This is a genomic window from Mesorhizobium sp. INR15, assembly GCF_015500075.1.
GTDB lineage: Bacteria > Pseudomonadota > Alphaproteobacteria > Rhizobiales > Rhizobiaceae > Mesorhizobium.
In genome coordinates, this window is the sequence record NZ_CP045496.1 from 5,256,142 (window position 1) to 5,268,938 (window position 12,797).

Sequence of the window (12,797 nt, forward strand, 5' to 3'; positions counted from 1 at the left end):
CTTTCGGACGCACGAAGAACGCAGTAGCACTTTGATTTTGCGCATGATCCGTTCCGAAAACCTATGCCGGCTTTCGGGTCATGCGGCTAGATAACAGGATCGCTGTCGAGTGGCGAGGAGATAATCGGGATGAAACCCGCGTGAAGCGTCCGGATTTCATGGCGTTGGCACTCAAAGAGGCCGAAGCCGCTGCCCTGCGCGGCGAAGTGCCGGTCGGCGCTGTCATCGCCAGCGGTGGCACTGTTGTCGCCAGCGCCGGCAACCGCACGCGCGAACTTGCCGATCCGACAGCGCATGCCGAGATGCTGGTGATCCGCGAGGCTTGCCGCAATCTCTCCGTGGAGCGACTCACCGGACATGATCTTTATGTAACGCTGGAGCCTTGCGCCATGTGCGCCGGCGCCATTTCCTTCGCCAGGCTGCGCAGGCTCTATTTCGGCGCCGCGGACGAAAAGGGAGGTGCGGTGGTCAACGGCGTGCGCTTCTTTGCCTCGCCCACCTGCCATCACGCACCCGATATCTATCCGGGTCTGGCTGAGACCGAAGCAGCCCTGCTGCTCAAGGATTTTTTTCGCGAGCGGCGCGAGCCCTGAAGGCCCAGCGCCATTGGAAGTAACCGCCTGGGATTCCTACCAGGAAGGCAGCCAGTCGAAGAGCCCGCTGCCGGTCTTGCTCTTGGCGGCTGCTTCCTTCTTCAGGCGGCGTTCCTTCTTGTATTCGTCCTCGCCGAGTTCGCCCTGCGGCGCCGTGTCGGACGCGACACGGTATTGCACAGGCGGTTCGCTCAGATACTTGCGGGTGTTCGGGTCACCCTGCTTGCTGTCGGCAAGACGGCGCTGGATTTCGGCGGCGCGGCCCTTGTCGGAGTCGGCTGGCGTCCATGCCGGTGGGTGGCTGGAACCCGACTGCGCCATGGCGTTCTTGATCGCCGTCGGATCGGTCTGCACGTCATCGACGATCTGCGACTGATAGGCTGGATCATCCTGATGGGCGGTGGCATCGGCGCGCAGGCGGGCGCGGCGCTGCTCGGGCGATTCGGGCCAATCGGCATTGGCCGTTTCAATGCTGTCTTGCGGCGCTGGAAGGTTTTCCTTCTGACCAGGCGCCGGTTTGACCAGCGTTGGGCGCGGCTTGTAGTCGATCTGTTCCTTGTGCTTCGGTGAAATCGAGAAGGCACTGGAAAGATCGCCAGCCAGCTGGGCGCCAGCGGTCTTGTCGGTTCCGTAGGTCGGCGAACCCATGCAGCCAGACAAGGCGAGGCCCGATACGACAAGCGGCGCCAGCAGCGCCAGGCGCGCGGAATATCTCTCGGTCATGCCAAAAAGTCCCACTATAGACAGCCTCTCGATCGCCACCGGCCCGAAGTCCGGTCCCCATCGTCCATGCTCTTGCGACGGAAATCCGGCGACAATTTGTCGGCCGGAGTTTGGCGTGTTTACCTCAACCACTCGTTAAGGGCAACGCGCGGGCGGCTTATCGACCGCCCGCCGTGGCATTTGTGCACCTTTTTGGCTCACGCATGCAGTTGTTCCAAAAGCGCTAAACGCTTTTGGCCAACATGCATCAAAGCCGACCCAACGCCTGCAATTCGTGCAACACCAGGGCGTCGCGCGCCGAGACATCGGGAAATGCCGCGTCCTGGCCGACATCGGCGGTGTAACGCCAGGAGCGCGCGCACTTGACCAAGCCGCGATCCCCGGCCTTTTCGACCACCACAGCGACACCCTTGACGTCATCGAGCGTGAAGGCGCCGGCCGGCGCCTGGCCATGAACAATGACCAGGTCGCTGGTGATCGCCATTTCGGCCATGTCGACATCCGATATAGCGGCTTCAAGTGCCGCGTCATTGAGGGTGACGACCGGCACTGCCTCGAGCGACGAACCGATGACTTTCTGGGCGCGGGCGATTTCCAGCGCTCCGGTGACGACACGGCGCACCTGCCGCACCTTGCGCCATTTTTCCGCCAGCGCCTCGTTCTTCCAATCCGCCGGGATCGCAGGAAACTGGTCGAGATGGAGCGACACGGCATCGGGGTGACGCTCTAGCCAGGCCTCTTCCGTGGTGAAAGGCAGCATCGGCGCCAGCCATTTCACCAGGCAGTCGAAGAGATGGCGCACCACTTGCACCGACGCCTTGCGCTTCACGCTGGATGGCGCATCGCAGTACAGCGCGTCCTTGCGGATGTCGAAGTAGAAGGCGGACAGCTCAACCACCATGAAGTCGAGCAGCGTGCGGGTGATGCGCTTGAACTCGAACGCGTCATAGCCGGAACGCACGACTTCATCGAGCTCCGAGAGCCTGTGCAGCATCAGCCGTTCCAACTCCGGCATCTGGTCCAGCGGCACCTCTTCGCCGTCGTCATGGGCGAGCGTGCCCAGCATCCAGCGGATGGTGTTGCGCAGCTTGCGATAGGCGTCGATGTTGGTCTGCAGCACGTTCTTGCCGAGCCGCTGATCCTCCCAGTAATCCGTCGTCACCACCCATAGCCGCAGGATATCGGCGCCGGACTGCTTGATGACGTCCTGCGGCACGACGGTGTTGCCGAGCGACTTCGACATCTTGCGGCCGTCCTCATCCATGGTGAAGCCATGGGTGACGACCGTGTTGTAGGGCGCCCTGCCTCTGGTGCCGCAGCTTTCCAGCAGCGAGGAATGGAACCAGCCGCGATGCTGGTCAGAGCCTTCGAGATAGACGTCGGCCGGCCATTTCAGGTCCGGGCGGTCCTCCAGCGTGAAGACATGCGTCGAGCCCGAATCAAACCAGACGTCGAGGATGTCCATCACCTGCTTCCACTTCGAAGCATCGTGATTGCCCAGGAAACGCTCCTTGGCGCCGGCGGCGAACCAGGCGTCGGCACCTTCCTTTTCGAACGCATCCATGATTCGCTGGTTGACCGCTTCGTCCTGGAGGACGTTGCCATCGGCATCGGCAAAGACGGCGATTGGCACGCCCCACGCGCGCTGGCGCGACAACACCCAGTCGGGACGCTCCTCGATCATGGCGCGGATGCGGTTCTGGCCGGCGGCGGGCACGAAACGGGTTTCGTCGATCGCCATCAGCGCACGGCTGCGCAGCGTCGTGCCGTCGCCAAGGTCCTTGTCCATATAGACGAACCACTGCGGCGTGTTGCGGAAGATGATCGGCTTCTTCGAGCGCCAGGAATGCGGGTAGCTGTGCTTCAACCGGCCGCGCGCGAACAGCGCGTTGCGCTTGATCAGTTCGTCGATGACCGCCTGGTTGGCGTTGCCCTTCTTGCCATTGTCGTCAATGACGCGCGCGGCGCCGCCTTCGCGGGCCGGGCCAAAACCCGGCGCATCCTTGGTGAAGAAGCCGCCATCGTCGACGGTGAACGGGATCGCCGTATCAACGCCGCGCGCGCGCAGATCGGACGCCGCGTCCATCCAGGCATCGAAGTCCTCGCGGCCATGACCGGGTGCCGTGTGGACGAAACCAGTGCCGGCGTCGTCGGTAACATGGTCGCCGGCAAGCATCGGCACTGGAAACTCATAACCGCCGCCAAAGCCTTTGAGCGGATGCGAAAGTGTAAGGCTGCCAAGCTCTTCGGCGCTGACGCTGCGAAGATGATTCAAGGTGATTTTGGCTTTTGCCGCGGCTTCGTCCGCGAGCTTTTCGGCAAAGATCAGCTTTTCGCCGGCCTGCGGACCAAAGGCATTCTCCGCTGCCGTGACCTCGTAGAGACCATAGCCGATGCGAGCCGAATAATTGACAGCGCGATTGCCAGGGATGGTCCACGGTGTCGTCGTCCAGATGACGACATGGGCCTGTAGCAGATCGAGCGCGCCCTCCGTCAGTTTGGCCTCGCCATCATCGACCGTATGGGCCAGGCTGACGACAGGAAACTTCACCCAGATCGTATCACTCTCATAGTCGTGGTACTCGATCTCGGCCTCGGCCAGTGCCGTGCGCTCGACCACGCTCCACATCACCGGCTTCGAGCCCCGATAAAGCTGGTTGGACATGGCGAACTTCAGCAACTCGCCGGCGATGCGCGCCTCGGCATGGAAGGCCATCGTCGTATAGGGATTGGCGAAATCGCCGACCACGCCGAGCCGCTGGAACTCGCCACCTTGAACACTGATCCAGTGCGCGGCGAATTCACGGCATTCCTTGCGGAATTCGTTGACCGGCACCTCGTCCTTGTTCTTGCCCTTGGCGCGGTATTGTTCCTCGATCTTCCATTCGATCGGCAGGCCATGACAGTCCCAGCCCGGCACATAGTTCGCGTCGTAGCCGCGCATCTGGAACGAGCGGATGATGACATCCTTGAGGATCTTGTTCAACGCATGGCCGATATGGATGTTGCCGTTGGCGTAGGGCGGGCCGTCATGCAGAACGTATTTCTCGCGGCCGGCGGCACTTTCGCGCAGCTTGGCGTAGAGGTCCATGTCCTGCCAGCGCTTGACCAGCACCGGCTCCTTCTCCGGCAGGCCGGCGCGCATCGGGAACTCCGTCTGCGGCAGGTAGAGCGTCTTGGAATAGTCGATCGGTGAATCTTTGGGTGTTTCGTCGGTCATTGGTCTGCCATGTGCGTGCGCGGCCTATTTGGCCTGCGGCGTTGAGTCTTGCTTTGATGCATGTCGTATTCCCAAAACCGAAGCCACTTTTGGGCACATGCATTGATGATCTGGAAAAGCGCGTGAGGCCGCGCGCAAGATTCCCGGCGGTTCCGACAGCCTTCAGGCCGCCAGGAACACCGGGCTGGTAATTCGTATCGCAATCGCAAAAGTGCGGGTCAAATGCGTCATAGCCCGGCTTTTAGCCGATGCAACGACAGGAATAAAGCGTGGAATCGCCTACATCGTGAAGTCGAAGCGATAGGTGGTCGACACGCCGATCATGAACTGGTTGCGGTCGCCGCGCTCCTTGACCAGGCTGGAATCGGCCGCCGGGCCTTCCAGGCGGGAGTACTCGCCAAACAGGCTGGCGGTCATGGGATCGCTGATCTTCCAGGTTACCGCGCCACCGAGGCCAATCGATTTCAGGCCGCCGCCTGGATCATACTGGCTGAGGCCGGAGGCCACGGCCTCCTGCGCGTTGACGCCATAATACGCATCGAAGTAGCCCGCCGACGCGAATGACGCACGCGGGCCTCCCGAGATCCTGACCGTCGGGGTGACATCGTAGAAGGCGTCAACCGCGATGTCAGCGACAAAGCCGTTATGGGCACGGATACCGTGCCGCAACTCAGCACGCGCGCGTATCCAGTCCGTTGGATAGACCTCGAAGAAGCCACCCACTTCTCCGCCCCAACGCACCGGATCCAGGCCCTTCAGCTCGTCGGCATTGCCGTCGTCGCGTGAGAAGAGGAATTTGCCGGTCAGACCGGCACGGACGCCGCCATCATCGACCAGCGCCAACGAGATGTTGTCGTTGCGCGAGACGAAGCGGGCCGCTGGGCCGGCCTTGCCCAGGGAAATGATCGGCGAGGCGCTGAGCAGGTATTTCTTACCCCCCTCGAAGTTCGGCGCGACCATGCCGGTGGCGCCGACCGTTAGATACCAGTCGCCGGAAAGCCAGCCCAAGGTCCCGCCCTCGCCAGCTTCGGCCGTGCCGGACGCGCCCAACATGACAGTGGCCAAAACCACGGAAATTTTCCCGACCAAACTCATGGCCACTCCTAACACAACACAACTGCCCGCCAATGACAGCTTTGACGGCGGTTTGGTAAAATTTGATTTAAGCCCGAGACATTGCACGGCAATTGGGCGCGGCCGCGATGCGCTGGACGCAGGCCAATGCCGGGGCTAACCTCCAGTCTGGCAGCATCCCGCAGCCCTCAATGGAGATCGCGACGATGACCATACATGGCGACGCTCTGAAAAATGCGATCACCCAGACGCGGGCGAGATGGGGCTGGTTCGTCGCCCTTGGCGTGCTGCTTCTCATTTTCGGCGGCATCGCCTTTGGCAATCTGTTCATCGCCACCGTCGCATCGGTTTATGTCGTGGGATGGCTGATGTTGATGGCGGGCATCATCGAGATTGTACACGCCTTTGGCGTCAAGACCTGGGGGCGCTTCTTCTACTGGCTGCTCAGTGGCCTGCTCTATGCTGTCGCCGGGTTTTTCGCCTTCGACAACCCGCTGCTCGCCTCAACCGTGCTGACCTTCCTGCTGGCGATCGCCCTGGTCGCCTCCGGCGCTCTCAGGGCCTGGGTCGGTTACAGCCATCGGCCTGAAGGCGGCTGGGGCTGGGTCGTCGCCGCCGGCCTCATCAGCGTGCTGGCCGGCCTCGTCATTGCCATGGGCTGGCCAGTCAACAGCCTGTGGGTGCTGGGTCTGTTCCTGGCGATCGATCTGATCTTTCAGGGCTGGACGTTCATCGCGCTTGGCCTTGCGCTGAAGAAGTAGAACCGACTTGCCATGATCCTGTCCGAGAGCCGGTTTCCGGCTTTCAGAGTCGCGTTTCAAAAGGCAACGGCCGCATCCAGTTCGGAGAGTGGCTTGACGCCTGCAAGCAGCGCTCTTGCCTCGGCTTCGTCGCGCTTCATTTGCACCACCAGCGCGTCGAGACCGTCGAACTTCACTTCGCTCCGCAAGAAGCCGAAGAACGACACTTCACAGACTTCGCCATAGAGATCGCCGGAGAAATCGAAGACGAAGGTTTCCAGCAACGGCGCGCCATTGTCACCGACGGTCGGGCGGCGGCCGAAGCTGGCGACGCCGTCATGAAGCGAGCCATCGGCGCGCCGGAAGCGCACGGCATAAATGCCTTCCTTCAGGCTGGCCTCCGGGGAAAGCCGCATGTTCGCGGTCGGAAAGCCAAGCGTCCTTCCCAATTGCTGGCCGCCGACGACCTCGCTTTCGACCGTGAAGCGATAGCCAAGCAGGCCCGCCGCTTCGGATACCTCGCCTTGCGACAGCAACACGCGGATGCGGCTCGACGACACCACCTCGGCACCCTCGTCGCGGAAGGCATCAACCAGCGTGACACCAAAGCCGTGGCGTTCGCCGGCGGCCATGAGATAAGCCGGCCCGCCCTGGCGGTCCTTGCCGAAATGGAAATCAAAACCCGTTACGGCGTGGATGATGCCGAGATTCTTCTCCAGCACATCCGTGACGAACGCCTCGGCCGACAGGCCGGCGAATTCTCGCGTGAACGGCTGTTCGACGAGCGCGGCAAAATCCAGCAACGACAGCAGCCGCGCCTTCATTGGCGGCGGCGTCAGCACGAACAGCGGCTGTTCAGGCCGGAATATCTTTCGCGGATGCGGTTCGAAGGTCAGCACCAGGGCTGGAGCGCCACGCCTGCGGGCCTCGGCCAATGCCCGCTCGAGAACCGCCTGATGGCCACGATGCACGCCGTCGAAATTGCCGATCGCCACCACGCCACCGCGCAGATCGGCCGGAAGCGGCGCGGTTGCCAAAACGTGCCGGGCCGAAGTGCGCTGCAAGCTTTCCATGCTGACCTCTTAGCGCAGTCTCGCGATGACGGCGGCTGGCCGATAGCCGTGCTTTTCCAGGAAGGCCGCCAGCCTTGCCGGATCGGGCTGCAGCGGATCACCGTAGTCGCGAGCATGAATCCCACCCGAGACATAGAGAACGTCGAAGCCGTTGTCGGCTGCGCCCTTGACGTCCGTCATCATGCCGTCGCCGATGGCCAGCACTTCGGTCCGCTCCACCGGCCGACCGAGAATGTCGGCAACCTCCTTCATTGCCAGATCATAGATCGGCGCGTGAGGCTTTCCGGCGATCAGCGTTCGCCCGCCGAGTTGAGCATAGTCGCGGGCGAGCGCTCCGGCGCACCAGATCATCCGTTCGCCTCGCTCCACCACGATGTCGGGATTGGCGCAGATGAAAGGCAGGTTCCTGGCGCGCAGCCGGCGCAAAAGCTCGGCATAGTCCTCGGGTTTTTCCACCTCATCGTCGAACAGTCCGGTACAGACCACACCGGAGGCCTCGAACTCCTCGACGAGGTCGACATCAAGCCCCTCATACAGGGTGAAATCACGATCTGCGCCAATGTGGAAGATTTTCCGCGGGCCTTCCGCGATCAGGTCGCGGGTCACATCACCCGAGGTGACCACACGATCGTAGGCTGACGATGGAACACCAATGACATTCATCTGCGCCACGACATCGGCGCTTCTACGCGGCGAATTGGTGATCAGGACAACAGGAATCTCAGCCTCCCGTGCCTTGGCCAGTGCCGAAGCCGCTACCGGGAAATGCCACTCGCCATTGTGTACCACGCCCCAGACATCGCAAAGGATTGCCGAATAGGCCTTCGACACCTCCGCGAGCGAGCCGATGATTTCAGGCGAGTACGCCATGCCGTTTCCTTGAGCCATGATCGTTGCAAAGCCACAGCCGACGGTTCGCCGCAGCCGGTTCGGATTAGCCGAACCTCTTCTCGCTGTCACCCGCTTTCGGCAAGCGGCATCGGCTTGAGGTGAAAGCTCGAACAACCACGCGAGAGACAGACCATTCTTGTTGCAGCTTGAAGATCACCGGTGATCGGTTTCGTTCAGTAACAATATCCGCCAGCACTCCCTTTGGTTAACAGGCCTTGAAAAGACCTGGCGATCTTGGACTGATTTCAGCAACCTGAAATTTAACGATTTGTGACAATCTCCCGATTCACACAGGGGTGGCGGGGTATTTGAAGCATGATCCGGAGATTCGGAAGTGACCGGCGCGGCAATTATGCACTGATGACAGTGCTTGCGATGGTGCCTCTCACAGGCGCCCTGGCGATAGGCATCGACTATACTGAACTGACGCGCCAACGGCAGGACACATTGAACGCGCTGGATGCCGCCGGTATCGCCACCGCCCAGCAGATTGTTACCGGCGCGAGCGACACGGCCGCCAAGGCCTATGCAAAGAGTTTCTTCGAAGCAAATCTCGGCCCCGTCAATCCGGCAAATACAGCGCTGACAGTGACGCTGCCTAACAACAACACGGGTGGCGGCACGCTTAAGCTATGCGCCGCCATGACGTACCAGCCTTACTTCCTGCCAGTGGCGGTCACGCTTTTGAGCGGCTCGGCGAGTAATACCAACGTTAGTTTCTCGGCGTGCTCCGAAGTTCGGCTGAAGAACACGCTCGAAGTCTCGCTGGTGCTCGACAACTCCGGCTCGATGACTGAACTTGGCCATGGCTCGAACAAGGTCAGGTTCGACCTCCTCAAGGACGCCGCCAAACAGCTGGTGGATCAGCTTGCCGGCCAGGCACAGCAAATGAAGCAGGTCAGCAAACCGGTTCAGTTCAGCCTGGTTCCGTTCGCGGCTTCCGTCAATGTCGGGCCGACCAATGCCGCGGCGACATGGATGGACACGACTGGCATATCGCCAATTCACCACGAAAATTTCGACTGGACGACCATGAGTTCGGCCTACTCGTCGACCAAGTACGCGCAGAATGTCGGCGGCGTCTGGTACGCGAAAGGCACCGGCTGGGATGTGACCCAGAAGGACCAGCCGCTGACGCGGTTTTCACTCTACAACCAGATGCAGCGCGTCGCGACGGCCACGTACTCTGCCCAGTTCAAATGCACGGCCACGTACTCAAACGGCTCCTGCAAGACCTGGCAGGGCGGCTACAACTACACCTACGGCAGCGTCGCGGTCTGGGCTGGTTGCGTCGAATCTCGTCCCTACCCTTACAACATCCAGGATACGGCGGCTTCCACCGCGACACCGGCGACCCTGTTCGTGCCGATGTTCGCACCCGATGAAACCGACAATACCGACAGCTCTTCGCGGCCCTCCAACAACAACTGGGATGTCGACATCTCGACCGGCACCGACGCAGAGCGACAGCGCTATATGCCCAAGTATTTCAACGTTGGCACCACGGTCACCGCAGCCTACGGCGTGAATGCCGGACCGAATACGAGCTGCAGCACCACGCCGATCACACCGCTGACCGACGTGTCGGTTACAGCGGGAGCAACGGCGGTAAAGGCAGCCATTGACGGCATGGCGGCCAGCGGCGCCACCAACGTGCCGGAGGGCATGGCCTGGGGCTGGAGAACCCTTTCCAGCACGGCCCCCTTTACCGACGGCCGGCCCGAGACGGAGAAAGGGAATGACAAGGTGCTCATCGTGCTGACCGATGGCGCCAACACATACTACACGCCGACATCGGTGACGGCGCAGAACTATTCCGGCACCAACTGGGCTTCTGGTGGCAATGACCTCGCCGGAGCCAAAGCCATTTACTCCGCCCTTGGGTACGTAAAGCCCTACAACAACACCTACAGCTATGGCCGTATGTTCCTAGGCACCAGCAGCGCTATCAGCAAGACAGACTATTCGAACGCGAACTACACCAAGGCGATGAGCGAGTATTTCACCACGCTTTGCAACAACGCCAAGGCTGCCAACGTCATGGTGATGACAATCGCACTCGACCTGGACTCAACCAACACGGCGGAAAAGGCGCAAATGGACGCGCTGAAAGCCTGCTCGTCCGATTCCCGCTTCAACAAGGACCCGGCGGACCCAACCGGCAAGACGGCCAAGAAGCTGTTCTGGAACTCGACCGGCGCCACTTTGGCCGACGACTTCAAGGCGATCGGCAACGAACTGTCCAATTTGCGCATCGTCAGCTGATCGGCAAAATTCCCGGTGTAAACGCCCCGCTCCGGCGGGGCGTTTTTCTTTGGACGCGCCCGCGGCATGGCGGACGAAGGATTTGGTTAGCGCTTGGTGAAATCGCGGCCGCGCAATCGAGCGGTTTCCCCAACACGTCCTTCAGCGTTTTGTGAGACGTTGGCGCCATTGAGAATCCGCCGGCGGGGGCCGTTGCAAGACATGCATGAACTTTGGCGTCAGTTCTGCCGCGACAGCCGCGGCAACTATGCTCTGATGACGGTCGTGGCGATGGTCCCGCTGATGGGGGGACTGGCGCTGGCAGTAGACTACACCGAGATGTCCAGAGAGAAGCAAATGGTGTCGAACGCACTCGACGCCGCCAACTTCGCCACCGCTCGACGCCTTACCGAAGGCGCTACCGACGACCAGTTGAGAGCCTATGCGCTTGATTTCTTCAATGCCAATCTCAACGGAATCGATCCCGCCAACACCACGCTCAACGTGACCTTGCCAAGCAATGCCACGGGTGGGGGCTTGCTCACGATGAGCGCCCGGCTCAACTACCAGCCCTACATCTATCCTGTCTTCGCCCAACTCATCGGCAAATCCGAGACCGACGCGAACCAGAAGATAGGCTTCGATGTAACCTCGGAAGTGCGGCTGAAGAACACGCTCGAAGTCGCCCTCGTGCTCGATAACTCCGGATCGATGACGACTCCCGGAACGGGTTCCGGGCAAAAGCGTATCGATCTTCTGAAGGATGCCGCCAAGCAATTGGTCGATACGCTGGCGCTACAAGCGGCGGCGATCAAGCAGATCGACAGGCCGGTGCAGTTCGGCCTCGTGCCGTTCGCCGCCTCGGTCAATGTCGGCTCCGCGAACGGCAACGCGTCCTGGATGGACACCGAGGGCCTGTCGCCGGTGGCGAACGAGAACTTCGACTGGTCGACGCTGAACGCGGCCACCAAGTATGCCCAGCAGACCAACGGCATCTGGTACAAGCGCGGCACCGGCTGGGGAGCCGAGGAGGGCCAGATGCTGACCCGGTTCTCGCTCTATCGCGACATGAAAGTCGTTACCAGCCATGAGCGCATCGCAGGCAGCAAGCGCGTGGTCTGCGACCAGTACCGGTCCAACCACACCTGCGCGAGCAGCCACGACGAATATGACTACACCGACACCTATGGCCCATTCGCCAGTTGGCAGGGCTGTGTGGAGGCCCGGCCCTACCCCTACAACATCAACGATACGCCGCCGTCAGGCGGCTCGGCAAACACGGGTATCGGCAACGGCGATCCTGCGACGATGTTCGTGCCAATGTTCGCCCCGGACGAGCCGGGCAATCAATGGAAGGTTACGCAGAACCCCAATGAAGCGGCTCCAACCACCTACAATGCGGTGAACAGCTGGTGGAACGACGACCCTTCGAGCAGCACCGGCCTATCCCGGCTGCGGACGATGACCAAATATTTTCTGCAGCGGCCAATCGATGCGCCCGTCCTTCCCGCCGGCAACGGCCCGAACTACAGCTGCACCACCACCGCCATCACGCCGCTCACAGATGTCAGCGTCACTACCGGCCTCACCGCGATCAAAGCGGCAATCGACCTCATGCAGCCGAACGGCGGCACCAATGTTCCGGAAGGCCTGGGCTGGGGCTGGCGCGTCGTTTCCAGCGGTCAACCTTTCACAGAAGGCCGCCCGGAAACCGAAAAAGGCAACGACAAGGTCGTGATCGTGCTGACCGATGGCGCCAACACCTACTATACGCCATCGTCATTGGGGTTTTCCGACCCCGCCGATTCCAAGTCAACCTATGCGTCTTATGGCTATCTCAAGCCCGGCTACAACGGTACGTCGGTCGGCCGGATGTTTTCCGGCACATCGAGTGCTATTGGCCAGTTCGACTATTCGAACGGCAACTACACCAACGCACTCAACGAACAGATGGCGACGCTTTGCAACAACGCCAAGGCCGCCAACGTCCTGGTGATGACCGTGGCACTCGACCTGTCCACGACAAAGGCCAGTGACAAGACGGCGATCGACGCCCTGAAGACATGTTCGTCGGACTCGCGCTTCCGCAAGGATCCGACCGACCCCAGCAAACCGGCCAAACTGTTCTGGAACGCCACCGGCGCAACCTTGTCGAACGACTTCAAGGAAATCGGCAACGAACTGTCGAACCTGCGCGTCGTCGGCTGATCACAAGGCGTACGGCCCGCTGGCGCAACGG

9 protein-coding genes are annotated in these 12,797 nt (G+C 61.3%); 4 read left to right on the forward strand and 5 right to left on the reverse strand.

Features of this window, described 5'->3' with window-relative positions:
* Positions 1–140: 140 nt before the first annotated feature.
* On the forward strand, positions 141–593 hold the full coding sequence (locus GA829_RS25660; RefSeq protein WP_195175380.1) for a nucleoside deaminase: 453 nt from the start codon (positions 141–143) through the stop codon (positions 591–593).
* Positions 594–629: 36 nt separating this feature from the next.
* Here the strand turns inward: GA829_RS25660 and GA829_RS25665 are convergent, their stop codons facing one another.
* The 3 genes from GA829_RS25665 to GA829_RS25675 all read right to left on the reverse strand — a co-directional run bounded on the left by GA829_RS25665 (position 630) and on the right by GA829_RS25675 (position 5,631).
* Entirely contained in the window at positions 630–1,316 is a 687-nt protein-coding gene (locus tag GA829_RS25665; RefSeq protein WP_195175381.1) for a hypothetical protein, read from the reverse strand.
* Positions 1,317–1,563: 247 nt separating this feature from the next.
* The gene (ileS, locus tag GA829_RS25670) at positions 1,564–4,536 is read right to left on the reverse strand and encodes an isoleucine--tRNA ligase (RefSeq protein WP_195175382.1); all 2,973 of its coding nucleotides are present in this window, start codon (positions 4,534–4,536) and stop codon (positions 1,564–1,566) included.
* Between the two features lie 279 nt (positions 4,537–4,815).
* The gene (locus tag GA829_RS25675) at positions 4,816–5,631 is read right to left on the reverse strand and encodes a MipA/OmpV family protein (RefSeq protein ID WP_195175383.1); all 816 of its coding nucleotides are present in this window, start codon (positions 5,629–5,631) and stop codon (positions 4,816–4,818) included.
* A gap of 185 nt (positions 5,632–5,816) precedes the next feature.
* On the opposite strand from GA829_RS25675, the gene GA829_RS25680 reads away from it, so the two are divergent.
* Entirely contained in the window at positions 5,817–6,371 is a 555-nt protein-coding gene (locus GA829_RS25680) for an HdeD family acid-resistance protein (RefSeq protein ID WP_195175384.1), read from the forward strand.
* Positions 6,372–6,427: 56 nt separating this feature from the next.
* On the opposite strand, the gene GA829_RS25685 is transcribed toward GA829_RS25680, so the two are convergent.
* Positions 6,428–7,423, reverse strand: coding sequence for a bifunctional riboflavin kinase/FAD synthetase (locus GA829_RS25685; RefSeq protein ID WP_195175385.1), 996 nt, complete (start codon positions 7,421–7,423; stop codon positions 6,428–6,430).
* A 9-nt stretch (positions 7,424–7,432) separates the two neighbouring features.
* Positions 7,433–8,293, reverse strand: coding sequence for a TIGR01459 family HAD-type hydrolase (locus GA829_RS25690; protein WP_195175386.1), 861 nt, complete (start codon positions 8,291–8,293; stop codon positions 7,433–7,435).
* A 336-nt stretch (positions 8,294–8,629) separates the two neighbouring features.
* Between GA829_RS25690 and GA829_RS25695 the strand changes: the two genes are divergently transcribed.
* Both GA829_RS25695 and GA829_RS25700 read left to right on the forward strand, forming a co-directional pair.
* Positions 8,630–10,579 (forward strand): pilus assembly protein, encoded by a 1,950-nt coding sequence (locus GA829_RS25695; RefSeq protein WP_195175387.1) that lies wholly within the window; start codon positions 8,630–8,632, stop codon positions 10,577–10,579.
* Between the two features lie 201 nt (positions 10,580–10,780).
* Positions 10,781–12,766, forward strand: coding sequence for a TadE/TadG family type IV pilus assembly protein (locus tag GA829_RS25700; protein ID WP_195175388.1), 1,986 nt, complete (start codon positions 10,781–10,783; stop codon positions 12,764–12,766).
* The last annotated feature ends 31 nt before the right edge of the window (positions 12,767–12,797 follow it).

Bases quoted from the DNA above. Each gene is read 5' to 3' on its own strand.
- GA829_RS25690 (WP_195175386.1), bottom strand. From the start codon at position 8,293: ATGGCGTACTCGCCTGAAATCATCGGCTCGCTCGCGGAGGTGTCGAAG.
- GA829_RS25700 (WP_195175388.1), top strand. From the start codon at position 10,781: ATGCATGAACTTTGGCGTCAGTTCTGCCGCGACAGCCGCGGCAACTAT.
- GA829_RS25695 (WP_195175387.1), top strand. From the start codon at position 8,630: ATGATCCGGAGATTCGGAAGTGACCGGCGCGGCAATTATGCACTGATG.
- ileS (WP_195175382.1), bottom strand. From the start codon at position 4,536: ATGACCGACGAAACACCCAAAGATTCACCGATCGACTATTCCAAGACG.
- GA829_RS25680 (WP_195175384.1), top strand. From the start codon at position 5,817: ATGACCATACATGGCGACGCTCTGAAAAATGCGATCACCCAGACGCGG.
- GA829_RS25665 (WP_195175381.1), bottom strand. From the start codon at position 1,316: ATGACCGAGAGATATTCCGCGCGCCTGGCGCTGCTGGCGCCGCTTGTC.
- GA829_RS25685 (WP_195175385.1), bottom strand. From the start codon at position 7,423: ATGGAAAGCTTGCAGCGCACTTCGGCCCGGCACGTTTTGGCAACCGCG.
- GA829_RS25675 (WP_195175383.1), bottom strand. From the start codon at position 5,631: ATGAGTTTGGTCGGGAAAATTTCCGTGGTTTTGGCCACTGTCATGTTG.